Source organism: Amycolatopsis sp. MtRt-6 (genome assembly GCF_017308975.1).
GTDB lineage: Bacteria > Actinomycetota > Actinomycetes > Mycobacteriales > Pseudonocardiaceae > Amycolatopsis.
On the sequence record NZ_JADWPD010000039.1, the window covers coordinates 81,387 to 104,633 of the forward strand.

Genomic DNA, 23,247 nt, shown 5'->3' on the forward strand with positions numbered 1-23,247 from the left:
CGAACCCCGGCCGGAGGACTTTGGCCACCCGTCGGGTTCAGAGCCAGTCGCGGCGTTTGAACAGCGCGTACAACGTCGCGGAGATGATCAGGATGGCCAGGGTCGACACCCACACCCCGGATGCCGTCCCGAAGCCCGGGTACGGGATGTTCTGGCCGTAGAACCCGGTGATCGCGGTCGGGACGGCGATGATCGCGGCCCAGCTGGTGACCTTCTTCATGATCGTGTTGAGCCGGTTTCCCTGGATGCTCAGTTGCGTCTCGCGGATCGTGGCGATCAGGTCGCGCAGGGACTCCGTCCACTCGGTGACGCGCAGGACGTGGTCGTAGACGTCCTGGAAGTAGGGCAGGAGGGTGTCGTCGCGGCGCATCAGGGCGGCGACGATCTCCCGCATCGGGACGGCCAGGTGCCGCAGCCGGCTGAGGCTGCGGCGCAGGCGCAGGGAGCGGCGTTGCAGGTCGGTGTGGTCGACGCGGTCGGCGAACACGAGGTCTTCGAGGGCTTCGACCTGCTCGTCGAGGGCTTGGACGGCGTCGAGGTGCCCGTCGACGAGGTAGTCGAGCAGGCCGTGCAGGAGGAATGCGGCGCCTGCCTTGGCCAGGTCCGGGGTGGTGTCCCAGCGGGCGGTGAGGGCGTCGATGTCGGTGGTGCCGTTGCGGTGCACGGTGATCAGCACGCGGTCGGTGATGAACGCGTCGAGTTCCGAGGCGGTCAGGACGCCGTCGGTCACGTGCACGGTGTAGGCGGCGAGGAACGAGTGCCGGTCGTAGCGGACGAGCTTGGGGCGTTGGTGGTCTTCGTCGAGGACAGAGGCGACGGCCAGCGGGTGGAGGCCGAGTTCGGTGGTGAGCGCCGCGAGGTCGCCGGCGGTGGGGGCGTCGAAGTCGAGCCACAGGGTCACCGAGGGGTCAGCGAGGTGGTGGGCGGCTTCGGTGGCGGGGAAGTTCTCCCGTTCGAGGACACCGCTGCGGTACAGCCGGCTGCGTGTCATCGGCTCAGTGGTCGTGTGCCGCGGCGAGGCTGGCGCGGCAGGCGCGGACCAGCTGGCGGGTGGCCCGCGTGGCCGGGGTGTCGCCGCAGGACGGGCAGCGGACCGAGACGTCGCCGGCCAGCTGGTCGATCGCGACGTTCAGCGCGCATTCGCAGGCGCGGCACCAGCGGGTGCCGGTGATGATGACGACGTGCAGGGGCGAGGCGACGCAGTCGTGCAGCCAGCGGCGGTGGGTGCGGCAGGTGACGCGCTCCAGCGGGTCCAGGCCGTCCTCTTCGGACCGGTCTTCGGCGGTCAGCGTGCGTGCCAGGCGCTGGTCGGCGACGTCGGCGTAGCGGGGATCGATGAAATCGGCCGGCCGCAGAGCGAGCCGGTCACGGCGGTTGCGGCGGGGGGACGTCGGCTCGGCTGTGGTCGCCGGGGCGAATCCGCGGTGTGCGTCCATGATGTGCCTCACTTTCGTCTGATCCCAGACTCCGCCGGTCCGGGCCGGACGACGAGTGCCGTACCGTCCTCGTTCCCGGGGCCCACGGACACGGACCTGGCGGGTCGAAGGGCCACGGGCGCGAGGACTTTCGGTCCCTCAGGACGCGGTTCGCACGAGGTACACCGGACAGGCCGCACTGTGCAGCAGGGCCTGGCCGGTGGAGCCGAGCAGCAGGCCGGGGAACCCGCCGCGGCCACGGTTGCCGAGCACGACGAGCTGGGCGGCGCCACTGCGCTCGATCAGCTCGCGCCGCGGGTGGGCCCGGACGACAACCCGGTCGACTTCCACGTCTCCGATGTCGTGGCCGCCGAGCCGGTCGGTCAACAGCCGGTGGCCGGCGTCGGTCACCGACTCAGGGTGCTCCGGGTGACCGGGTTCGTGCGGTGGCGGATCGTCGGCCCACGCGTGCACGACGACCAGCGGGACCTGACGGGACTTGGCTTCGTCGAGGGCGACGGCGAGGATGCGGCTGCTCGCTTCGCCGCCGTCGATGCCGGCGAGGACCGGACGTCCGGCGGCTTCGGCCTTGTCCCAGGCGTCACCGCGCACGATGACCGTGTCGCACGAGGCATGTGCGCTGACAGCCGAGGCGACCGACCCGGCGAGGAGCCCGGTGAGCCGGCCCTTTCCGGATGACCCGACGACGAGCAAGGCGGCCGTCTTGGACGCATCGACGAGGGCTTGGGCGGCGCGGTCGGGGTCGAGCCGGGTCGTCGCGCCCGGAACGCCCTGCGCGGCCGCGAGCTCGGCCGCGGTGCGCAGGGAGCGGCCGCCGTGCTCACGCAGGACGTCCTTCATCTCCTCGGGCGGCGGCACGACACCGCCGGCGAGCAAGGCCGAGAAGTCGATCGCGTAGACGATCTCCAGCGTCGCGTCGCGCCGGCGAGCGGTACGGGCTGCCCAGCGGACAGCGTCGAGCGACTCGGCCGATCCGTCGACTCCGACGACGATCGGCCGGCTGGTGGGTGCGGTCATCGGCGGCTCCATTCTCGTGGCATCCCTGGTCATCTCCTCGAGGTCCACGGTGCGCTTCCGGCCGGGTAGGTCGGAGCGGCCGAAGGTCCTCGCGGGCGGGGACGAACGGCCGCAGCGTCCGCCCGCCGGCGAGACCTACCTTCGAGCCGGATGCGTGGTCCGCGCACCGGAACCCGGAGGAAACAGGTCATGAGCACAACCGGAAACCCGCCGGTCGTCGTCGCCGTCGACGATTCGGAAACGGCCGCGGCGGCTGCGCTGTGGGCGGCTGGGGAAGCCGCCCGCCGACATGCGTCGCTGCTCGTCTTCACCGCGTACGGCTACGAGGACGCCGCGTTCGGCGGGAAGATGTCGCCGCCGTCGGACTGGCTCAGGATCAAGGAGGCCGAAGCCGGCGAACTGCTGCGCACGACGCGGGCGACCCTCGAAGCCGCCGTTCCCGGGTTGGACGTGTCCACCGAGGCCAGTGATCGCGGGCCGGTCCCCGTCCTGCTGGAGGTCTCGGCGCGGACCCGGATCCTGGTCACCGGGGAGCCGGTCGGCGTGATCGCGGGTCTGTTCAGCGGCTCGCCCGACGTCGACCTCGCCGCCAAGGCGCACTGCCCGGTCGTGGTCGTGCGCGGGAACGAGTCCGTGGACGGCCCGGTGGTCGTCGGCGTCGACGGCAGCCCGCTGAGCGAGGCCGCGATCGCGTGGGCGTTCGAGGAGGCCTCGCTCCGCGGTGCTCCGCTCGTCGCGCTGTACGCCTGGCACGACGGGGACACCGCGGGCTTGTTCAGCGACGGCAACGTCGCCTTCCAGGGCGAAGCCGTTCAGGACTCCGGCCGGCGGCTGCTGGCCGAGCGGCTCGCCGGCTGGCAGGAAAAGTACCCGGACGTCCAGGTCGAGCGCCGGGTCGAGCACGACAAGCCGCGCTCCCGGTTGCTGTCGGCGAGCCGCGGCGCGCAGCTGGTCGTGGTCGGCAGCCGTGGCCGGGGTGGTTTCGCCGGGCTGGTGCTGGGTTCGACGAGCCAGGCCCTGCTGCACCACGCGTCGTGCCCGGTCATGGTGGTCCGCACCGAGAAGGAGAACTGAACATGAACGCCGGAATGGTGTCCGCGGTGATGACCGCCGACCCGATCACCGTCTCCACGAAGACGCCGTTCAAGGACATCGCCGAGTTGCTGACCGGCAACGGGATCAGCGCGGTCGGCGTCCTCGACAAGACGGGTGCGCTCGTCGGCGTCGTTTCCGAGGCCGACCTGCTGCCGCACCTGTGGGAGGACCGCAGGCCCCGGTGGCGTGACCGCCGGCTGGCCCGCAAGGCGACGGCGTGCGTCGCGAAGGACCTGATGACGAGCCCGGCCGTCACGATCGACGCCGAGGCCACGCTCGCCGCCGCCGCGGCGGAGTTCGCGCGCACCGGCGTCCGGCGGTTGTTCGTGCTGCGGGCCGGGAAGGTGGCGGGAGTGCTGTCCCGCCGCGACCTGGTGGCGGTCTTCACCCGCGGCGACGCCGAACTCGAGCGCGAGATCACCGACCGCGTGCGTGACCGGCTCAACCTCGGGCCCGACCGGGTTCGCGTGCAGGTCCGGGCCGGGGTCGTGATGGTCGTGGGGCGCGTGGAGCGGCGCAGCGACATCGACCCGGTGACGCGGCTGATCCACGAGCTGTCCGGGGTGGTGGAGGTCCGCAACCGCCTGGACTACGTCTGGAACGACGTCGCCTGAAAGGCATACGAACGAGGCCTCCACCCGGATGCGGGCGGAGGCCTCGTTCCTTTCACCGGCCGCGCGGCTGTGCCGGTATCGGCAGGCCGATGCCGTACGGGTGGGTCACCGGCCGCAAGACCTCGCCGAGCGGACGCCGCGGTGTCGCCGGGAGCGGGGCCGCTCCCTCCGGGAGGTACCCGATGCGCACGACGAGCTGCGGCTCGCCGCGGCCATCGAGGACGCAGTCGCGGATCAGACCGCGGGTGCAGGTCAGCTCGAGCGGTTCGGTGTACACGCACGACGCGAGGTTCAACCGGGTAGCGGTCAGGAGGACCGCGCTGGCTGCTTCTCCCGCGCGAAGGCGATCGAGAGCGCTGTCGCCCGCGGTGGACAGCACGGTCAGCGCGGCGCCGTCACGGCCCGCGGTGTCGTCCGGCCTCGCGTCGGCGAAGTCGCGGACACGCAGCTCGCGGACTGCCGTGCGCGACTGGATCGCGTTCTGCGCGGGCACCCCGTCCGGGGCGTAGTTCCGTCCGCTCCAGGCGGCCAGCTCGATCGCGTAGTCCGGGTCGGCCCGGTGCAGCCCGCCGGCCTCCACGGCGGCGCTCGTGAGCGCCGACAGCTGGGGTGCTCCGGCGACCACACACAGCGCGGCGCCGTGGTCAGCGGCGCTCTTCTGGAGCAACACCTCGTCCCGCACGAGCAACGGACGGCGGGCGAAGCGGCGGCGGTCCGAGCGGCGGCGCGGGATGGCCGCGGCGAGCGCGATGTCGCCGTCTCGGGTGTCGTGCGGCACCAGGTCGATCCGGGCCAGGAGTCCCGGTTCGCCCGGGTCGGGCAGCCGGTGGACCTGTGCGGCCCAGCCCGTGGCCGCCGCGGCGACCGTGAAGTGGTGCAGCGCGCAGCCGCAGCTGACCAGCAGGTCGCGGCCGTCGGGGTCGGTGTTCCGCAGATGACGGCGTGGGTCCGCGCGCAGCTCGACCGTGCGGCCGGCGAACCGCCAGTCCCACGGCTGTGAGTTGTGGACGGAAGGGGCACGCACCGCGAGGGCGATGGCCGCTCTCACCGTGTACGCGTCGGGCATCGGGTGGTCCATCGGTTCCTCCTCGCCATCGGTTGTTCTCACGCTCGTCTCGGCCGCTCACGGTGGGCTTCGGCACCGAGAACGGCCAGTTCGAGCGTGCGTGCGATGTCGCCCGGGCTGACGACGCCGACCAGGACGCCGTCCTCGACCACCAGCACGAGGTCCTGCCCGGGCCGGTTCCCGAACCGGCTGAGGACGGTTGTCAGCGGGACGTCGGGGGCGGCGACGAGGCATCCCGGTGGCCGCACGCAGACGTTCTCGACGCGGGTCGAAGTGCGGGCCGTGTCGGGCACTCGTGCCAGCGCGGAAAGGCTCACCACGCCGACCGGGCGGCCGTCGAACGTCACCACCGGGTAGGTGCGGAAGCGCCCGGACGCGGCCTGCTCGACGAACCCCTGCACGGTGAACCAGCCGGGCGCGGTGACCGGGTCCGGCGTCATGATCTCGCCGAGCGCGATCCGGCTGAGCACCTCGCGTGCCGGACCGGCCGCGAGCTCGGCACGGGCGCTGAAGCCAAGGAACCAGCCGATGCCCACCAGCCAGAGACCGGCGAAGCTGCCGAACCACAGCAACTCCACGAGCCCGGCGACCGAGAGCATCAGGCCGAGGACCCTGCCCGAGCGGGCGGCCGCTGCCTGGGCTCGCCGTTTGTCGCCGGTGAGCTTCCAGACGACGGCTTGGAGGATCCGGCCGCCGTCCAGCGGGGCGCCGGGCAGGAGGTTGAACACCGCCAGGACGAGGTTCGTCCAGCCCAGCCAGCCCACGGTGACGACCACGACGGCGGGCACGGCCCCGGAGAAGAGCCGGCTGAGGCCGAGGAAGCCGGCGCCGGCCAGCAGGCTCGCGAGCGGGCCCGCCACGGCGACCGCGAACGCGGAACGCGGGGTCGGCGGGTCGTCGGGCACCTCCGTGCTGCCGCCGAGCAGCCACAGCGTGATGCGATCGACGGTGAGCCCGCGGTGACGCGCCACGAGCGCGTGGCTCAGCTCGTGCACCAGCAGCGAGGCGAGGAGCACCACGGCACCGGCGATCCCGGTCGCCCAGTACACGAGCGCCGGCTGTCCCGGGACTGCTTCCGGGAGGATTGACTGCGCCAGGAATTCGGCCAGAAGGGCCATGATCAGGAGCACGGACCAGTGCGCGCCGACGCGGATACCGGCGGGGCGCCCGAGCGGGAACGTGGCGTGCATGCCCGGACCATCCTCCCGCGGGCGGGCGCGGGCGAGGGCCGCACCGCCCCGGAGTGAGGGACCAAAGACCCCTGCGTCGCCGACGTCCGGCCGCAGCCCCGGTGCGGCCGGATTCGTAGCGTCGGGGCATGGCCGGACAGAAGAACTCGCGGATCCTGCGTGCGGTGTACGAGCGGGAGCTGCTGCGCCTGCAGGCCGAACTCGTGAAGCTCCAGGAGTGGGTGCGCCACGAAGGTGCGCGTCTGGTCGTGGTCTTCGAGGGCCGGGACGCCGCCGGGAAGGGTAGTACGATCAAGCGCGTCACCGAGCACCTCAATCCGCGGGTGGTGCGGATCGCGGCGTTGCCGAGCCCGACCGGTCGCGAGCGGACCCAGTGGTACTTCCAGCGCTACATCGAGCACCTGCCCGCGGCCGGCGAGATCGTCCTGTTCGACCGCAGCTGGTACAACCGGGCCGGCGTCGAGCGGGTGATGGGGTTCTGCACCCCGGAGGAGCACCGGCGGTTCCTGCAGCAGTGCCCGATCTTCGAGCGGCTGCTCATCGACGACGGCATCCTGCTGCGCAAGTACTGGTTTTCGGTCAGTCTCGATGAACAGGAACGCCGGTTCGCGGCGCGGATCGACGATCCGATGCGGCGCTGGAAGCTCTCGACCATCGACCTGCAGTCGGTGACGCACTGGGAGGACTACTCGCGGGCGAAAGACGACATGTTCGTGCACACCGACACCGCCGAATCGCCCTGGCACGTGGTCGAGAGCGAGGAGAAGCGGCGGGGACGGCTGAACATGATCGCGCACCTGCTTTCCACTGTCCCCTACCACGAGGTGCCCCGTCAGGCGGTGTCGTTGCCGCCGCGACCCGGGCCCAGCGGCTACTTCCGCCCCGACCGGCGGTTGCAGACCTACGTTCCCGACCACGCGGCGACCCTGTTGCCGCACTGAACCGGAGGAAGTCATGGACGCCGCGGAAAAGGCCGCCATCGAAGCCGAGGCTCGCCGTGAGGTCGCGGAGAAGGGCCGCCGGGGCCCGAAGCTGGGCCGCTACCTGCACGCGGTCGAACACCACGCGGTCAAGGAGAACGAGGAAGACGTCGTCCCGGCCGCCGCGGACGACCCGCGGCGGCCGACGGGGGAACCTCAGCCTTGATCGGTGCGCGCGTAGGCCGCGAGGGCCCGCTTCCGGGCTTTCGCGGCCACCGTGCGGATCAGCGCCGTGCGCACGGACCCGATGACCGGTCGGGAGATCCGCCAGTAGCGCCGGAACTTCAGCCAGCTTTCGGGGTCGCTCAGCCGGACCCGCGTGTGCACCGTCAGCAGCGTGCGGTGTGCCCCGTAGGGGAGCACCGACACGGCCAGAACGAGCTTCCCGAAGCCGGGCTCCTCGAACGCGGTGAAGTCGCCGGCCTCCACCCGGTGCCAGCTGATCACCGGTTTCCGGAACTTGCCGGCCACGCCGAGCGCGAACTCACTGCCCGGCCGGTCGCCGAGGAGCGTCCAGTCGCGCCCACACTCCGGCAGCATCCGCAGCCGGCCGGCCGCGGTGGCGACACCACCGCGGACGTCGGTGAAGTCCAGCTCGCGTGCCGCCGCGTAGGTGTCCTTCACCGGTGCGTCCACGATCAGGTGGCGCACCAGCTCGAAGTGCGGGTGCGGGAGGAAGTGGTCGATCAGCAGGTCTGGTCCGGTCATCGTCCCAGGGTCGGCGGGGCTCGCCGCGCGGGACAGGCGGATTTGGTCCCCGGTGAAAGGGACTTCGTGCTCTGAACGGTGAGTACGCGAGCGGCAATGCTGGCTCCGAGACCCGCAGGAGGAACTGATGACCGCAACCGCCAACCGGCCCGTGCTCGCCGGGGTGGACGCTTCGGCGGCGTCCTTCGACGCCGTCCGCTGGGCCGCGAAGGAAGCTCGACGGCGCGAAACGACCCTGCAGCTCCTGCACGCCTGCCTCTTCGAAGACGGCCCATCGCGGGCAGGCAACTCCGAACTGCTGCTCGAACACGCTCACCGCTTCCTGCACCGCGCCGCGGAGATCGCCCGCGAGGAGGCGCCGGGGGTGCGGGTCGAGACCTCGGTCCGGCTCGGGCTCGCCGTCGATCTGCTGCTCGCCGAGTCCGGTGGCGCGGCGCTCGTCGTCCTCGGTTCGCACGGTCTCGGTGGCCTGCGCGGCGTACTGATCGGTTCGGTGGCCCTGCGGGTCGCGGCCGGGGCGTCCTGCCCGGTCGTGGTCGTGCCCGCGCACCGGCCCCACCGGAGCGGCCCGATCGTCGTCGGCGTCGACCCGTCGGGCTCGAGCGAGCACGCTCTGCGGTTCGCTCTCGAGGAAGCCGCCGCGGTGCGGGCGCCGGTGCACGTCGTGCACGCCTGGCACGACGGCCTGCTGGTGCCCGAGGCGGCGCTCGCGGACATCGGGGTCACCGAGCAGCGCGAGCTGGACGCCCACATCGCGAGCTGGGTGCGCAAGTACCCGGCGCTGGACATCACCGCACGGGCCGTCCGGGACCGCATCGCCTCGCGCGCTCTGCTGAACGCGGCCGGCGACGCGCGGCTGATCGTCGTCGGCACCCGCGGCCGTGGCCCGGTCGCCGGAGGGGTGCTGGGGTCGACCGGCAACGCCCTGCTCGAGCACGCGACCTGCCCGGTCGTGGTCGTGCACTGAACTCGAAAAGAGGAACCACCATGAAGGCACGCGACATCATGACGAGGCCGGTCGTGCGGGTCGGCCCGGGAACACCGGTGCGCGAGGCCATCGTGCTGCTCACCGAGCACTGCGTCGCGGCGCTGCCGGTGGTGGGGGAGGAGGACGCGGTACTGGGCGTGTTCACCGAGGCCGACGCTCTCCGCAGTGGCGTCGCCGGGGTGGGACCGGCTCCGGACGTGCTGGTGGCCGCGGTGATGACGGCGCCCGCCGAGACGGTGGGGCTCGACACCGACGTCACCGAGATCGCCCGCCACATGCTGGGCGACCGGCGGCGCAGCATCCCCGTGGTGGACGATGACGGCGTGCTCGTCGGCATCGTCAGCCGCCGGGACATGCTCAGCCCGTTGGTGCGCCAGGACGATTCGGTCGCCTCACACCTCAATGCGCTGCTGACCGATTACGCGGGGCACCGCGACCGGTGGGTGATCTCCGTCACCGGCGGCATGGTGACGATCCGGGGTGTCTTCACCGACGAGGCCGAGCGCCGCGTCGTGACCGCACTGGCGAGGACGGTGCACGGCGTCGTCGGCGTCGAGCTGTGGGAAGAAACCACGGTGAAGACATGAGGATCCTCGTTGCGGTGGCCACCCGACATGGCGCCACCAGGGAAATCGCCGACAACATCGCTGCCGCGGTCGACTCCGCGCTGACCGACGCCGCAGTTCGGTCACAGGTCGAGATCCGGGACGCAAGTCTGGTGCGATCGGTCGAGGGTTTCGACGCGGTGGTCCTTGGCAGTGCTGTCTACATGGGACACTGGCTGGAGCCGGCGCGGAAGCTCGCCGAGTCCTTTTCGGACGAACTCTGCCGGGTGCCGGTCTGGCTCTTCTCCAGCGGTCCCGTCGGTGAGCAGGACAAGCCGGCCGAAGAGCCGGTCGTGATCGATGATCTCGTGGAGCGGCTCGGGGCCCGTGGCCACCGGCTGTTCGGAGGAAAGATCGACCGCCACGCACTGCACTTCCCGGAACGCGCCGTCGTGGCGGCCCTGCGCGTTGCGGACGGCGACAACCGGGACTGGCCGTCGATCCGGGCCTGGGGCCGGGACATCGGTTCGAGCCTGGCCCAGGCCCAGGCTGCGAGGAGCACGTCATGACCACCCCGAAGACCTACCCCGTCCGGGTCGAAGCGACCTTGGACGAACCGCTGTCCCGCTGGCTCTGGCTGGTGAAGTGGATCCTGGCGATCCCGCACTACGTCGTCTTGGCGTTCCTGTGGTTCGCTTACCCGTTCGTGACGATCGCCGCGTTCTTCGCGATCCTGGTGACCGGCCGGTATCCGCGTCCGCTCTTCGAGTTCACGTCGGGTGTGCTGCGCTGGAGCTGGCGGGTGCAGTACTACTCCTACGCCGCGCTGGGCACCGACCGGTACCCGCCGTTCACCTTCGCCGACGTTCCGGACTACCCGGCGCGGCTCGAAATCGCCTACCCCGAACGGCTTTCGCGTGGACTCGTTCTCGTGAAGTGGTGGCTGCTGGCCATCCCGCACCTCGTCATCGTCGGCCTGTTCGTCGGCGGCGGCAGCTGGCTGGCGTCTCGCTCCGGAAGCGACGACTTCAACTGGGCCGCCGGCGGGCTCGTCGGTGTCCTGGTCCTGGTCGCCGGCGTGGTGCTGCTGTTCACCGGCCGCTATCCCCGGCCGATCTTCGACTTCGTGCTCGGCATGGACCGCTGGGTGCTGCGGGTCGCCGCCTACGTGTCCCTGATGACCGACGAGTACCCGCCGTTCCGGCTCGACATGGGCGGCGCCGAAGCCGGTCACGAGCCGCCGCACCCGCACCCGCAGGCGCACCCGGCCGGTTCCGCCGGCTGGACCGGCGGCCGGATCGCCGCCGCGGTGACCGGCGCCGTGCTGGTACTGGGCTCGATGGGGTTGCTGACCGGCGGCGGGGCACTTCTGTGGGCCGACCGCACCCAGCGCGACGCCGACGGCTACCTGACCGCATCGACCGACGTCGTCGCGAGCGGCTACGCGGTCACGACCGACCCCGTGCAAGTGCACGGCATCTCCGGGTTCACCGCTTTCGTTGGTGACGCCCGGGTCCGGGCCACGAGCACGGACGGCCGCCCGGTGTTCGTCGGCATCGGCCGTTCGGACGCTGTCGCCGCCTACCTGGCCGGCACCGAGTACACCACCCTCGCCGACCGCCGCACTGGCGACCGGACCCACCCGGGCGGTGCCCCGGCCGTCCCACCCGGCGACGCCGGGGTGTGGGTGGCGAGCACGTCCGGCCCGGGCGCCCAGGCCCTCGCCTGGCCGGTTCTCGACGGGCAATGGACCGCTGTCGTGATGAACGCCGACGGCTCGCGCGGCATCTCCGCGCGCGCGGAAGCCGGCGCGACCGCGCCCGCCGTCGGCTGGGTTGCGCTCGGCCTGCTGATCACCGGGATCGCGATGCTGGCCGGTGGTGCCGCCCTGATCGGGATCGCGGCGCACCGCGCTTCGCGGCACCCGGGCGCGCCCACCACACCCGAACCGTCCACCGCGGACATCTGAGAAGGGAAAGACCATGCACGCGAAGCCGGGCGATTGGCTCGTCATCAAGGGCCCGCGGACCGGCGCGCCGGACCAGCGCGGCCGCATCCTCGAGGTGCACGCCGCCGACGGGACACCGCCGTACGTCGTCCGCTGGACCGCCGACGACCACGTGTCGACGGTGTTCCCCGGGCACGACGCCGTGGTGCTCACCGCCGAGGAGGAGCAGGCCGCCGAAGAGCAGGCCCGCGCCCGGTACGACCGGATCCAGCACCTGATCCACGAGGAGGACAGCCATGTACGGCTTCACTGACGGCGCGATCGTCGCCGGGATCGACGGTTCGGCCTCCGCGGTGCAGGCCGCCGTCTGGGCCGGTGCGGAGGCCGTTCGCCGTGGCCGGCCGTTGCGGCTGGTGCAGGTGTACGCCCTGCCGCAGGTGAAGGCGCCGGTCGCGTTCGGCACCCACGAGCAGGTCCGGGCAGGTCTGGCCGAGCGGGCCGAAGGCTGGCTCGCCGACGCCCGGGCCGCCGTCCTCGCCGAGCACCCCGGCCTCGACGTCACCACGGCCGCCCGGGAGTGGAGCCCGGTCACCGCCTTGGTCCAGGAGTCCCAACACGCCGAGCTGCTGGTGCTGGGCTCGCGGGGACTGGGCGGCTTCACCGGGTTGCTGGTCGGCTCCACCGCGGTCGCCGTGGCCGCCCACACGCATTGCCCGATCGTCGTCGTCCGCGGCCGGAAGCCGCATGACCCGCCACCGGTCACCGGGCCGGTCGTCGTGGGCACCGACGGTTCGCCCGACAGCGAGGCCGCGATCGCGTTCGCCTGCGAGGAGGCGCGGTTGCGCGGCACCGGACTCGTCGCGGTGCACACCTGGAGCGACGTCCTCGCCGACGGCACGCTCCGGCCGCACCCGATGGACGAAAACCCGGACGAGATAGCAGCGGCGGAGCGCGTCAAACTCGCCGAGCAAGTCGTGGGCTGGCAGCGAAAGTACCCGGATCTGACGATCGAGCTGGAGGTCACCCGCGGCCGGCCGGTGCGGACGCTGCTGGAGCGCGGCGAGCGCGCGCAGCTGATCGTGGTCGGCTGCCGCGGCCGCGGCGGATTCACCGGCATGCTGCTCGGCTCGACCAGCCAGGCCCTGATCGCGCACTCGCCCTGCCCAGTGGCGGTGGTGCGGCCCCAGCGGACCGGGAGGACACCATGAGCACCCTGCGGACCCGGACCACGATGCGGCTGCTGGCCACGTTCGAGACGCTGTTCGCCGCGAGTGCGGTGTACGGCGGGATCTCGCTGGTCGTCGGAGCACCTGGATTCACGATGCCGGTCGAGTGGCTGGCGCCGCTCGGGCTGACCAGCTGGGTGCTACCCGGCATCGCCCTGGCACTCGGCATCGGCGGCACGCTGGCGTGGGCGTCGGTGTTCGCCTGGCGGATCGACTTCCGCGCGCCGATCGCGGCACTCGCCGCCTGCGGCGTGCTCACCGGCTGGCTGGCGATCCAGTTCGGCGTGATCGGTGTGCGCGCGCCGGTCCAGTGGGTGACCGCCGGGCTGGTGATCGCGCTGCTCGGTCTCGCACTCCTGGCCCGGCACGGGTTGAGCCGTGACCACGTGAGAAGGGACGTAAGTCCCCGCGACCGGTGACCGACGCCAGCGGTCGCCGGAGTCCGGCTTTCCTAGGTTGGGAGGTGACAGGAAAGGAACTTCCGATGCGCGCACGCGACCTGATGACTTCGCCGGTGATCACCGTGCAGCCGTGGACTTCGGCCAAGGAGGCGGCCGAGCTGCTGTCCATGCACGGCTTCACCGCTCTGCCCGTGGTCGACGACGACGGCGGCCTGATCGGCATCGTCACCGAGGCCGACCTGATCCGCGGCCGGATCCCCGCCGACCCGCGCCAAGCCCACCGGCACCACGATGCCGCCGTCGCCGGCAAGTCGGTCGGGGACGTGATGACCAGTCCCGCCACCGCGATGGACACCGGAACCGACATCGCCGACCTGTGCCAGGCCCTGGTGGACGCCCGGATCCGGGCGATGCCGATCGTCGACGGTTCGGTCGTCGTCGGCATCGTCACCCGCGGCGACATCGTCCGCATGCTCGCGCGGGAGGACGCCGACATCGCCCGCGACGTCAAGCACCGCTTGGAAATCTACGGCGGCAGCGGCCGCTGGCACGTCGACGTCCGCGACGGCTACGTCCACATCATCGACCAGTACGACGACGACACCGACCGGCACGTCGCCCAGTTGCTGGCACTCGCCGTGCCCGGCGTCGTCGCCGCCGATACCGCCTACGCGGGTGAGGAGCAGACACGATGACCACCACCGACCCGAGGATCACCGTCGGCGTCGACGGCTCGGCGGGCTCGACCGCCGCCGTCACGTGGGCGGCGAAGCTCGCCTCCCGGCGGCACCTCCAGCTCAAGATCGTGCACGGACTGCAGGTCGCAGGCCTGTACTACGGCGGCGGCATGACCGGCATCGGCGCGGCGACGCTGTTCGAAGCGGTCCAGAAGGACGGCGAACGTGCCATCGCCGACGCCCGCGCTCTGGCCACATCGATCGACAAGGACCTCGTCCTCACAACCGAGCTGCCCAACGATCCGCCGGTGCCGGTGCTGATCGAGGAGTCCCGGCACGCCCGGATGCTCGTCGTCGGCCGGACCGGCACCGGTGGGTTCGCCGACATGCTCCTCGGGGGTACCGCCGCGTCGGTCGCCGGTCATGCCCACTGCCCGGTCGTGGTCGTCCGCGGCCGCGAGGGCACCACGGCCGTTCCGGAGATGGGCCCGGTCGTGGTCGGCGTCGACGGCAGCCCGAACAGCGAGCAGGCCATCGCCGTCGCGTTCGAGGAGGCTTCGCTGCGCGGGACACCGCTGATTGCGGTGCACGCCTGGAACGACGTGACCTACGAGGACGCCTTCGGCAGCGCACGCATCCTGACCCAGCCGGAATCCCTCGAAGAGGGAGAGGAGCGGCTGCTCGGTCAGCGGCTCGCGGGATGGCAGGAGAAATACCCCGACGTCGAGGTCCGCCGCAAGCTGGTCCGCGACCGGCCACGGCACGTCCTGCTCGAGGAGAGCAAGACGGCCCAACTGGTCGTCGTCGGCAGCCGCGGCCGTGGCGGCTTCACCGGCATGCTGCTCGGCTCGACCAGCCAGGCGCTCGTCCAGCACGCCGACTGCCCGGTGCTCGTGGTCCGTCCGGAGCCGAAGGCATGACCGCCGTCGACGCCCGGCCCGCGGTGCTCGGCAGCACCGAGCTGGCTCAGGTGGACGCCCTCTGGCGGGCCGCGAACTACCTCTCGGCCGGCCAGATCTACCTGATGGCGAACCCGTTGTTGCGCGATCCGCTGCGGGCCGAGGACGTCAAGCCGAGATTGCTGGGACATTGGGGGACCTCACCGGGCCTGAACTTCGTCTACGCGCACCTGAACCGGGCGATCCTCGCCCACGACCTGAACGCCATGTTGGTCACCGGTCCGGGCCACGGCGGCCCGGCGCTGCTGGCGAACACGTGGCTCGAAGGCAGCTACACCGAAGCGTGGCCGGAGGTCACACGGGACGTGGGTGGCATGCGGGAGCTGTTCAGGCAGTTCTCGTTCCCCGGCGGTGTTCCCAGCCATGTCGCGCCGCAGGTGCCTGGGTCGATCCACGAGGGCGGGGAGCTGGGTTACTCGCTGGCGCACGCCTTCGGTGCGGCGTTCGACAACCCCGGCCTGCTCGTCGCCTGCGTGGTCGGGGACGGCGAAGCCGAGACCGGGCCCCTTGCCACGTCGTGGCACGCCAACAAGTTCCTCGACCCGGACCGCGACGGCGCGGTGCTGCCGATCCTGCACCTCAACGGCTACAAGATCGCCAACCCGACCGTGCTGTCGCGGATCCCGCCGGCCGAGCTGGACGCGCTGCTGCGCGGCTACGGCTACGAGCCGATCTACGTCGAGGGCAGCGACCCGGAGACGATGCACCAGGCGATGGCCGCCGCGCTCGACTCGGCGGTCACCACCCTCGCGCAGCGGCGCGGGGTGTGGCCGATGATCGTGCTGCGCAGCCCGAAAGGCTGGACCGGTCCATCCGTTGTGGACGGAAAGCCGGTCGAAGGGACCTGGCGCGCTCACCAGGTGCCGCTGTCGGAGGTCCGTAAGAACCCGGATCACCTGAAGCAGCTGGAGCAGTGGTTGCGCTCCTACCGTCCGGAAGAGCTGTTCGACTCCCGCGGCCGTCCGGTCGCCGACGTCACGGCGATGATCCCGGCGGGGGACCGGCGGATGGGCGCCAACCCGAACGCCAACGGCGGCATTCTGCTGCGGCCGCTCGCACTGCCGGACACCGCAGCCCACGCCGTCGCGGTCCCGAGCCCGGGCGCGACGGTGGCCGAGCCGACCCGGGTGCTGGGCCGGTTCCTGCGGGACGTGTTCGCGCTCAACGCCGACAGGGCGAACTTCCGCCTGTTCGGGCCCGACGAGACGGCGTCCAACCGACTGGATGCGGTCTACGACGTCACCGGCAAGCAGTGGCAGGCCGCGGTCGAACCGGTCGACGAGCACCTGTCGGCCGACGGCCGGGTGCTGGAGGTGCTCTCGGAGCACCTGTGCCAGGGCTGGCTCGAGGGCTACCTGTTGTCGGGGCGGCACGGGTTGTTCTCGTGCTACGAGGCGTTCGTGCACATCGTCGACTCGATGGTGAACCAGCACATCAAGTGGCTGCGGGTGCACCGGCAAATCCCGTGGCGGCGGCCGGTCGCGTCGCTGAACTACCTGCTCACCTCGCACGTGTGGCGGCAGGACCACAACGGGTTCTCCCACCAGGACCCCGGGTTCGTCGACCACGTGGCGAACAAGAGCAGCGAGGTCGTGCGGATCTACTTCCCACCGGACACCAACACGCTGCTCGAAGTCGCGGCACACTGCCTGCGCAGCCGAGACTACGTGAACGTCGTCGTCGCTGGCAAGAACGACTCGCCGAACTGGCTCGACGCCGAGCAGGCCGCGCTGCACTGCAGCCGGGGCGTGAGCATCTGGGAGTGGGCGAGCACGCACACCGACCGGGAACCGGACGTCGTCCTCGGCTGCGCGGGTGACGCCCCGACGCTGGAGATCTTGGCCGCCGCGAAGATCCTCCGGGAGGAGCTGCCGGACCTCGCCGTGCGCGTGGTCAACGTGGTCGACCTGATGCGCCTGCAGCCGGCGGCCGAGCACCCGCACGGTCTCGGTGACCGGGAGTTCGACGCGTTGTTCACGCCGGACCGCCCGGTGATCTTCGCCTACCACGGTTACCCGTGGCTGATCCACCGGCTGGCCTACCGCCGGACTAACCACCACGACATGCACGTGCGCGGCTACACCGAGCACGGCACCACGACCACGCCGTTCGACATGCTGGTGCTCAACCACATGGACCGGTTCCAGCTGGTGATCGACGTGATCGACCGGGTACCCGGCCTCGTGGCGACGGCGGGCGTGCTGCGGCAGAAGATGACCGAGGCCCAGGGCCGGCACGGCCGGTGGATCCGCGCCCACGGCGAGGATCTGCCCGAAGTGCGGCACTGGACCTGGGAGGACTGAGAGAGGATGGCCGCCGCGGTCACACCGGCCGCGGCGGTCACGCGGAGCGATCCGGCTTCCGGACTTCCGCTAAGCGCTCATGAGCCCGGCGGTGCTGAAGATCGTAACCACGGCGGCGGTGACCGCGAGGAAGGCGCCCCCGCCGGCCAGGACACCGCTCGAGATCTTCCGTGTCTCGAGCCACCTGACGAATCCCGTGATCAGCGCGGCGATCACGCCGATCAGCACCGCGATCGTGATCAAGGCGAGGACCGCACCCGTGTGCGTCATTTCGTGTTCCCTTCCGGGCGCGAGCCGGCTGGCGGGCGCATCCATTTGACCAGCCGGTACTGGTACATGAGGGTTGATCCAGTTGGCGAAAGCGGTGCGGGCGTGTAAGTCTCCCGGCGTTCGACCAGGTCATGGTCGAGCAACGCCTTCAAGCCGCGTTGCGTGGTGTCAGCGGACCACCCGTACCACTCCTCCATGCGATCGGGCGGATACGCCGACCACGGCTTCTCCTTGGCCACGACGAGCAGCATTGCCAGCCCGGGAAGCGTGATCTTCGCGTCAAGATCGTTCTTCCAGAAGGCGGTCGGGATCCGGAGGAAGCGATCACTCTCGTCTTGACCGTCCGGCCTGGTGTATGGCTCTCCGCTGGCATCCTCGCGAAGCAGGGTCACTTCGATGCGCCGCGCGCCCCGCTCGGTCCGGTTCTTGGTGATCAGACCGCGTTGCTCCAGCCGGTCAAGCGTTCGCCACGCGGCAGTTCTCGCGGCCAGCTGCGTCGCCGTCGCTTCCGCGTCGAACAAGCGGGCCCACACCAGGCTGTCGAGCTGGGTCGTCCATGCGCCGTCCCGGGTTCCGCCGCTTGCGCCGACGATCGTCAGGTAAGCGCGGAGACCCCGTAGGTCCCCGTTCCTGACGAAAGTCTTGAGCGGTCCGTGACGAGGGGAGTGCCCTTGCGGGCGTTGGACGAAGGCATGCCTCAGCGGCACGATCGGGCGCTTGTTGCGGTCGAGCAACCTCGCGCGAGCGTCGAGCCCGGTCGCCTCCGGCTTCTGCCGGAGCGCCACAGGCTTCTTCGAGGTCTTCATGGTGGTCTATTACGGCAGATGCCCCAGCATGATAGCAACAGAGTTGCCAATCGGAATTGAGCCGGAGTAGCGGTAGGTATGAGAGTACCGCTGAAACTTCTGCTGCTAGCTCCACTGCAACATCCATGCGTAGGACTCAGGGATGGCGCAATCCAGCTCGATGGTCTCGGAGTGCGGAGCCGCAGCCTTGGCGGTGCCGGGGCGCTGCAACCGGGCCAAATGGGTGCTTTCCACTACCGATCGCGGACAGCTTCCGATGGTTACTCTCAGTTGCAAGCAGCCTCCGCGTGGCTTGATGGGCGCAGTGCGATCGTCGGCAGCTTTGCGAACTCCGCCGGCCGGTGGGTGACCACCAGCGTCGAGCGGCCGTCCGTTGCCGTCAGCACGTCGGCCGCCAAAGCCGCCGCCGTTGGGGCGTCCAGATGGGCCGTCGGTTCGTCGAGCAGCAGGATCGGACGGTCCGACAGCAGCGCGCGGGCCACCCCGATGCGCTGGCGTTCGCCGCCCGACACCGCGGTTCCGTGGGTGCCCAACGCGGTGTCGAGGCCGTCGGGCAGCGCATGCAGCCACGGGCCCAGCTGCGCCAGGTCCAGGGCGGCCCGAAGCTCGGCGTCGGCGGCAGCGGGCCGGGCCAGGCGGAGGTTTTCCCGCAGCGTGCTGTCGAACAGGTGCGTTTCCGGTCCGCACCAGGCGATCTGCTCCCGCACCGAGTCGCCGTCGTAGGTGCGGGTGTCGACGTCGTCGAGCAGGACGTGGCCGGCCGTCGGGGTGAGGTAGCGCATCAGCGCCGCGATCACCGTGCTCTTGCCCGCACCGGACCGGCCGGTCAGCGCGAGCCGCCGGCCGGGGCCGAGCCGCAAGGTGACGTCTCGGACGGCGTCGTGGTGGCTGCTCGGCCAGCGGACGGCGAGGTGCTCGGCCGCCAGCTCCGCCGCGGCGGGCGCGGGGATCACGGGCTCGGGCTCCGAGTCCTGGACGGCGTCGAGGTCGGCGAGTCGGCACGCGGCGTGCCCGGCGCCCAAGAGGCGTTGCGCCGCTTCCGGCAAGCCGGCCACCAGTTCGGCGGTCGCGAGCGGCGTCAGCGCCAGCACGGCCAGGGCCGGCCCGGGGATGGTGCCCGCGCGCACGGCCAGGATGCCCAGCACGAGGCAGGCGATGGAGGTCAGGCCGACGCCGAGCGTCGCGATCCCCGAGCCGAGCCCGCGCCGGATCGCGGACCGGCGAGCGAGGGCGGTCAGTCCGGCGTCGAGTTCCCGCAGCCGGTGGTGCCGGCGCACCGCCGCGTCGTGGACGATCAGGTCGGCCGACGCTTGGAGCAGCTCGACCGTGCCCGCGGCGAGCTCGGTCCGTAGCCGGGCGGTTTCGCGCTGCGCCCGGCGGGCCGTCACCGCCGCGACCAGCGGGGCGAGAACGCCGGCCGCGAACAGGCCCACGGCGGCCGCGAGCCCGGCGCCCGGCAGGATCACCCCGAGGGTGACCGCGGTCGCCGACAACACCACGAACGTCGACACACCCGGGACCAGGCCGCGGACCAGGACGTCCTGCTGGCTGTCCACATCGGACACCAGCCGGTGCAGCAGGTCGCCGCGGCGCAGCCGGGCCGTGCGGGCCGGGCCGATCCGGACCAGCCGGTCCCAGATCCGCACGCGCAGTTCGGTGAGCGCGCGCAGGGCAACGTCGTGGGACAGCAGACGCTCGAGGTAGCGCAGGATCCCCTTGGCCAGTCCGAAAGTGCGTACGGCGACGATCGCCACCATGAGGCTCAGCACCGGCGGGTGCAGCGCGGCGCTGGCGATCAGCCACGACGACGTCGCGGTCAGCGCCACCCCGCAGCCCAGGGCGGCGGTCGCGGCGAGGCACGCCAGCGCGAGGCGCCACCGGTAGGGGCGCACGGCGTCCAGCAGCGGCCGCCACGTCGAGCCCGATCCCGCCGCGGCGGCCGCTTCGGCATCCGGTGCGGCCACCGCAGTGCGAGTCGCCGTGGGGGCGACGGCGGGTGCCGGCAACGTGGCGGTCCCGGTGCGCGGCGCGCCGAGGGTGACCACTCGGTCGCACCGGGCCAGCACCGCGGGGTGGTGGCTGATGACGACGGCGGTCCGGCCTGCGAGGACCTTTGGTAGCCGGTCGAGGATGGCGGCCTCGGTCTCCGCGTCGACGCCCTCGGTGGGTTCGTCGAGCAGGATCAGCGGCCGGTCGAGCAGCACCGCGCGGGCCAGTGCGACGCGGCGGCGCTGCCCGGTCGACAGCCCGGCGCCCAGCTCGCCGATCACCGTGGAGAGCGGGACGTCGAGTGCCGCGGTGTCGGCCGCCGCGGCCACGGCGTCGTCGGTGGCGTCGGGGGAGCCGAGCCGGATGTTCTCCGCCACGGTCCCGGCGACGAGGTGCGGTTGCTGCGGGACCCAGGCGAGGTGCCGGTGCCAGGTGGCGCGGCCGATGCCGGCGAGATCCACGTCCCCGAGCAGGACCCGGCCGCGGTCGGGACGCCGCCAGCCGAGCAGGATGTCGAGCAGCGTGGACTTCCCCGCGCCGCTCGGCCCGGTCACGCCGACGATCTCCCCGGCCGGGACTTGAAAGCTGAACCGGTCGAGGATCGGCCCGGACCGCCCCTCGACCGTGACGTCTTCGCAGCGCAGAGCGACGCGGGTGAGGTCAGGGACCGTGTGAGTGCCGGTGTCGTCGGACAACGTGTCGGCCAGCGCGATGATCTCTTCGGCCGCGGCGAGCCCTTCGGCGCTGTCGTGGAACCGGGCGCCGACCGCCCGCAGCGGCAGGTAGACCTCGGGCGCGAGGATGAGCACGACGAGCGCGGTCTGCAGGTCGAGCTCTCCGGCCAGCAGGCGCAGCCCGACCGAGACGGCGACGACCGCGACCGAGAGCGTAGCCAGCAGCTCCAGGGCCAGTGCGGACAGGAACGCGACGCGCAGCGTCTTCAAGGTCTGGGTGCGGTACTTCTCGGTGATCTCCCGCAGCGACCGGAGCTGGGCCCGCGCCCGGCCGAACGCCGTCAGCTCGGCAAGCCCGGCCACCAGGTCGAGGAAGTGATTGCCCAACACCGAAAGCGTCTTCCACTGCCGCTGGACGTCCCGCTGGGTGTAGAGGCCGATGAGGATCATGAAGATCGGGATCAGCGGCACCGTGAATCCGACGATGACCGCGGCGACCCAGTCGGCGAGCAGGATCCGCACCCCCACCACCAGTGGGACGACCGCCGCGATCAGCAGCTGCGGCAGGTACCGCGCGAAGTAGCCCTCCAGGCGGTCGACCCCGTGCGTGGCCAGGGCCGCCACCTCTGCGGGGGATCGGTCCGCCCGGCGCGGCCCGATCCGCAGCGCGGCCGCGACGACCGTCTCCCGCAGCTGGGCGAGGGCTCGGGCGGCGGCGCGGTGGGCTGTCGTTTCCGACAGCCACGCGAGGCCGGCTCGAGCGAACACGACGAGCACGAGCAGGCCCAGCGGCAGCGCCAGGCTCAGGAGACCGAAGCCGTCGAGGAACGCCCAGGTGATCGTCTTCGCCAGCAGCTCCGCCTGGGCGAGCACCAGCATCGCGGTGAGCACGCCCAGCGCGGCGCAGGCGAGGACGAACGGCCGGACCGCGCTCGCGTGGCGCAGCAGCCGCGGGTCGAGGGGCTTCACCGGCGGCCCGCGGGCAGGCCGCCGTCGGCGGGGATCGACGCGCGGCTGATCCGCTTGCGGAACACCCAGTACGTCCACGCCTGGTAGGCCAGCACGATCGGGGTGAACACGACCGCGACCCAGGTCATGATCTGCAGCGTGTACGGCGTCGAGGACGCGTTAGTGGTGGTCAGGCTGAACGCCGGGTCGGTCGTCGAGGGCAGCACGTCCGGGTACAGCGACCAGAACAGCGTGAAGGTGACCGCGATGATCGCGGCGGCGGTGCTGGTGAAGGCGTACCCGTCTCGCTCGCCGGCGGTGAACAGCACCGCGGCGACGAGCAGCAGCGCGGCTACGGCCGAGGACAGCCACGCCCAGCCGCCGTGCTCGATGGCGGTATAGGTGAGGAAGACACCGCCGAACACGATCGCCGTTCCGCCCAGGGCGCGGGCCAGGGTGCGGGCCCGGCCGCGGATTTCCCCGGTGGTTTTGAGGGTGAGGAAGACCGCGCCGTGGAAGGTGAAGAGGCTGAGGGTGGCCAGGCCGCCGAGCAGGGCGTAGGGGTTGAGCAGGGTGAGGAAGGTGCCGGTGAAGTGGTGCTGCGCGTCGAGGGGGACGCCGTGGACGATGTTGCCGAAGGCGACGCCCCAGAGCAGGGCGGGGGCGGCGGAGCCGAAGACGATGATCCAGTCCCAGGTGGTGCGCCAGCGGGGGTTGTCGATCTTGCCGCGGAACTCGAACGCGACTCCGCGCAGGATGAGGGCGACGAGGACGAGCAGCAGGGCGAGGTAGAAGCCGGAGAAGAGGCTGGAGTACCAGAGGGGGAAGGCGGCGAAGGTGGCGCCGCCGGCGACGAGCAGCCAGACTTCGTTGCCGTCCCAGACCGGGCCGATCGTGTTGATCAGCACGCGGCGGTCGGTGTCGTCGTGGCCGAGGACGCGCAGCAGCGTGCCGACGCCGAAGTCGAAGCCTTCGAGGACGAAGTAGCCGGTCCAGAGGACCGCGATGAGCAGGAACCAGATGTCGGTGAGGGCCATGACGGGTCTCCGGCGTCTCAGTAGGCGAAGGCCGCGGGGCGCGGCTCATCGGACTCGGTCTCGTCCGCCGGTGCCTCGGGGGGTGGGGGACCGGCTTTGGCGTAGCGGACCATCAGGACGCCGTCGACGACCGCGAGCACGCCGTAGAGCAGCGTGAACACGATCAGCGACGTCAGCACACTGCCCGCGGAAACCGTGGGCGACACCGAGTCGGCGGTCTTGAGCACGCCGAACACCGACCACGGCTGGCGGCCCATTTCGGTGAAGATCCAGCCGACGCTGTTGGCCAGGAACGGCAGCGCGATCCCGGCGGTCGCGACGGGGAAGAACCAGCGGGCGCGCGGCGTGCGGCCGCGGCGGAACAACCACA

General features: G+C 71.6%; 25 protein-coding genes. 14 read left to right on the forward strand and 11 right to left on the reverse strand.

The features are described 5' to 3' along the window. Positions 1 to 37 precede the first annotated feature (37 nt). From I4Q55_RS42755 to I4Q55_RS42765, 3 genes are all read right to left on the reverse strand, one after another. Positions 38 to 991, reverse strand: coding sequence for a magnesium transporter CorA family protein (locus tag I4Q55_RS42755; protein WP_206796358.1), 954 nt, complete (start codon positions 989 to 991; stop codon positions 38 to 40). A gap of 4 nt (positions 992 to 995) precedes the next feature. Further along, a complete protein-coding gene (locus tag I4Q55_RS42760) occupies positions 996 to 1,436 on the reverse strand; it encodes a hypothetical protein (protein WP_242547762.1) in 441 nt (146 codons plus the stop codon). A 138-nt stretch (positions 1,437 to 1,574) separates the two neighbouring features. Beyond that, positions 1,575 to 2,453, reverse strand: a complete 879-nt coding sequence (locus tag I4Q55_RS42765; RefSeq protein ID WP_206796360.1) for a universal stress protein — start codon at positions 2,451 to 2,453, stop codon at positions 1,575 to 1,577. A gap of 189 nt (positions 2,454 to 2,642) precedes the next feature. Between I4Q55_RS42765 and I4Q55_RS42770 the strand changes: the two genes are divergently transcribed. Together I4Q55_RS42770 and I4Q55_RS42775 are read left to right on the forward strand one after the other, a co-directional pair. Beyond that, on the forward strand, positions 2,643 to 3,527 hold the full coding sequence (locus I4Q55_RS42770; RefSeq protein ID WP_206796361.1) for a universal stress protein: 885 nt from the start codon (positions 2,643 to 2,645) through the stop codon (positions 3,525 to 3,527). Positions 3,528 to 3,529: 2 nt separating this feature from the next. After that, on the forward strand, positions 3,530 to 4,162 hold the full coding sequence (locus tag I4Q55_RS42775; RefSeq protein ID WP_206796365.1) for a CBS domain-containing protein: 633 nt from the start codon (positions 3,530 to 3,532) through the stop codon (positions 4,160 to 4,162). Positions 4,163 to 4,214: 52 nt separating this feature from the next. On the opposite strand, the gene I4Q55_RS42780 is transcribed toward I4Q55_RS42775, so the two are convergent. Both I4Q55_RS42780 and I4Q55_RS42785 read right to left on the reverse strand, forming a co-directional pair. Then, on the reverse strand, positions 4,215 to 5,240 hold the full coding sequence (locus I4Q55_RS42780; RefSeq protein ID WP_206796366.1) for a hypothetical protein: 1,026 nt from the start codon (positions 5,238 to 5,240) through the stop codon (positions 4,215 to 4,217). 26 nt (positions 5,241 to 5,266) lie between these two features. After that, a complete protein-coding gene (locus tag I4Q55_RS42785; RefSeq protein ID WP_206796367.1) occupies positions 5,267 to 6,418 on the reverse strand; it encodes a site-2 protease family protein in 1,152 nt (383 codons plus the stop codon). A 128-nt stretch (positions 6,419 to 6,546) separates the two neighbouring features. On the opposite strand from I4Q55_RS42785, the gene ppk2 reads away from it, so the two are divergent. Both ppk2 and I4Q55_RS42795 read left to right on the forward strand, forming a co-directional pair. Next, a complete protein-coding gene (gene ppk2 / locus I4Q55_RS42790; RefSeq protein ID WP_206796368.1) occupies positions 6,547 to 7,359 on the forward strand; it encodes a polyphosphate kinase 2 in 813 nt (270 codons plus the stop codon). A 13-nt stretch (positions 7,360 to 7,372) separates the two neighbouring features. Beyond that, positions 7,373 to 7,564: a hypothetical protein gene (locus tag I4Q55_RS42795; RefSeq protein WP_206796369.1), complete on the forward strand. Its 192-nt coding sequence runs from the start codon at positions 7,373 to 7,375 to the stop codon at positions 7,562 to 7,564. On the opposite strand, the gene I4Q55_RS42800 is transcribed toward I4Q55_RS42795, so the two are convergent. After that, positions 7,555 to 8,106, reverse strand: coding sequence for a hypothetical protein (locus tag I4Q55_RS42800; protein WP_206796370.1), 552 nt, complete (start codon positions 8,104 to 8,106; stop codon positions 7,555 to 7,557). The two genes, I4Q55_RS42795 and I4Q55_RS42800, sit on opposite strands and share 10 nt — an antisense overlap. Positions 8,107 to 8,233: 127 nt before the next feature. Here I4Q55_RS42800 and I4Q55_RS42805 point away from each other — a divergent pair, with 127 nt between their 5' ends. The 10 genes from I4Q55_RS42805 to I4Q55_RS42850 all read left to right on the forward strand — a co-directional run bounded on the left by I4Q55_RS42805 (position 8,234) and on the right by I4Q55_RS42850 (position 17,153). Continuing rightward, positions 8,234 to 9,073 carry a universal stress protein gene (locus I4Q55_RS42805; RefSeq protein ID WP_206796371.1) on the forward strand — a complete coding sequence of 280 codons (840 nt, stop codon included), beginning with the start codon at positions 8,234 to 8,236 and terminating at the stop codon, positions 9,071 to 9,073. 20 nt (positions 9,074 to 9,093) lie between these two features. Continuing rightward, on the forward strand, positions 9,094 to 9,681 hold the full coding sequence (locus I4Q55_RS42810; RefSeq protein WP_206796381.1) for an HPP family protein: 588 nt from the start codon (positions 9,094 to 9,096) through the stop codon (positions 9,679 to 9,681). Next, positions 9,678 to 10,208 (forward strand): flavodoxin domain-containing protein, encoded by a 531-nt coding sequence (locus I4Q55_RS42815; RefSeq protein WP_206796382.1) that lies wholly within the window; start codon positions 9,678 to 9,680, stop codon positions 10,206 to 10,208. The genes I4Q55_RS42810 and I4Q55_RS42815 overlap by 4 nt, the downstream gene beginning before the upstream one ends. Then, the gene (locus I4Q55_RS42820; RefSeq protein ID WP_206796383.1) at positions 10,205 to 11,608 is read left to right on the forward strand and encodes a DUF4389 domain-containing protein; all 1,404 of its coding nucleotides are present in this window, start codon (positions 10,205 to 10,207) and stop codon (positions 11,606 to 11,608) included. The genes I4Q55_RS42815 and I4Q55_RS42820 overlap by 4 nt, the downstream gene beginning before the upstream one ends. Before the next feature lie 13 nt (positions 11,609 to 11,621). Beyond that, entirely contained in the window at positions 11,622 to 11,900 is a 279-nt protein-coding gene (locus I4Q55_RS42825; RefSeq protein WP_206796384.1) for a DUF1918 domain-containing protein, read from the forward strand. Then, positions 11,884 to 12,795, forward strand: coding sequence for a universal stress protein (locus tag I4Q55_RS42830; RefSeq protein ID WP_206796385.1), 912 nt, complete (start codon positions 11,884 to 11,886; stop codon positions 12,793 to 12,795). Before I4Q55_RS42825 ends, I4Q55_RS42830 begins: the two co-directional genes overlap by 17 nt. Further along, positions 12,792 to 13,232 (forward strand): hypothetical protein, encoded by a 441-nt coding sequence (locus I4Q55_RS42835; RefSeq protein WP_206796386.1) that lies wholly within the window; start codon positions 12,792 to 12,794, stop codon positions 13,230 to 13,232. Before I4Q55_RS42830 ends, I4Q55_RS42835 begins: the two co-directional genes overlap by 4 nt. 65 nt (positions 13,233 to 13,297) lie before the next feature. Then, positions 13,298 to 13,909, forward strand: coding sequence for an HPP family protein (locus I4Q55_RS42840; protein WP_206796387.1), 612 nt, complete (start codon positions 13,298 to 13,300; stop codon positions 13,907 to 13,909). After that, on the forward strand, positions 13,906 to 14,811 hold the full coding sequence (locus tag I4Q55_RS42845; protein ID WP_206796389.1) for a universal stress protein: 906 nt from the start codon (positions 13,906 to 13,908) through the stop codon (positions 14,809 to 14,811). Before I4Q55_RS42840 ends, I4Q55_RS42845 begins: the two co-directional genes overlap by 4 nt. Continuing rightward, the gene (locus I4Q55_RS42850) at positions 14,808 to 17,153 is read left to right on the forward strand and encodes a phosphoketolase (protein ID WP_206796390.1); all 2,346 of its coding nucleotides are present in this window, start codon (positions 14,808 to 14,810) and stop codon (positions 17,151 to 17,153) included. The genes I4Q55_RS42845 and I4Q55_RS42850 overlap by 4 nt, the downstream gene beginning before the upstream one ends. Before the next feature lie 69 nt (positions 17,154 to 17,222). On the opposite strand, the gene I4Q55_RS42855 is transcribed toward I4Q55_RS42850, so the two are convergent. From I4Q55_RS42855 to I4Q55_RS42875, 5 genes are all read right to left on the reverse strand, one after another. After that, the gene (locus I4Q55_RS42855; protein ID WP_206796392.1) at positions 17,223 to 17,423 is read right to left on the reverse strand and encodes a hypothetical protein; all 201 of its coding nucleotides are present in this window, start codon (positions 17,421 to 17,423) and stop codon (positions 17,223 to 17,225) included. After that, positions 17,420 to 18,229, reverse strand: coding sequence for a hypothetical protein (locus tag I4Q55_RS42860; protein WP_206796393.1), 810 nt, complete (start codon positions 18,227 to 18,229; stop codon positions 17,420 to 17,422). The genes I4Q55_RS42855 and I4Q55_RS42860 overlap by 4 nt, the downstream gene beginning before the upstream one ends. Positions 18,230 to 18,495: 266 nt before the next feature. Further along, on the reverse strand, positions 18,496 to 21,861 hold the full coding sequence (gene cydD, locus I4Q55_RS42865) for a thiol reductant ABC exporter subunit CydD (protein WP_206796394.1): 3,366 nt from the start codon (positions 21,859 to 21,861) through the stop codon (positions 18,496 to 18,498). Further along, the gene (gene cydB, locus I4Q55_RS42870) at positions 21,858 to 22,877 is read right to left on the reverse strand and encodes a cytochrome d ubiquinol oxidase subunit II (protein ID WP_206796395.1); all 1,020 of its coding nucleotides are present in this window, start codon (positions 22,875 to 22,877) and stop codon (positions 21,858 to 21,860) included. The genes cydD and cydB overlap by 4 nt, the downstream gene beginning before the upstream one ends. Positions 22,878 to 22,894: 17 nt before the next feature. Next, positions 22,895 to 23,247 (reverse strand): cytochrome ubiquinol oxidase subunit I (locus tag I4Q55_RS42875; protein ID WP_206796396.1); only part of this gene is annotated, 353 nt, incomplete at its 5' end.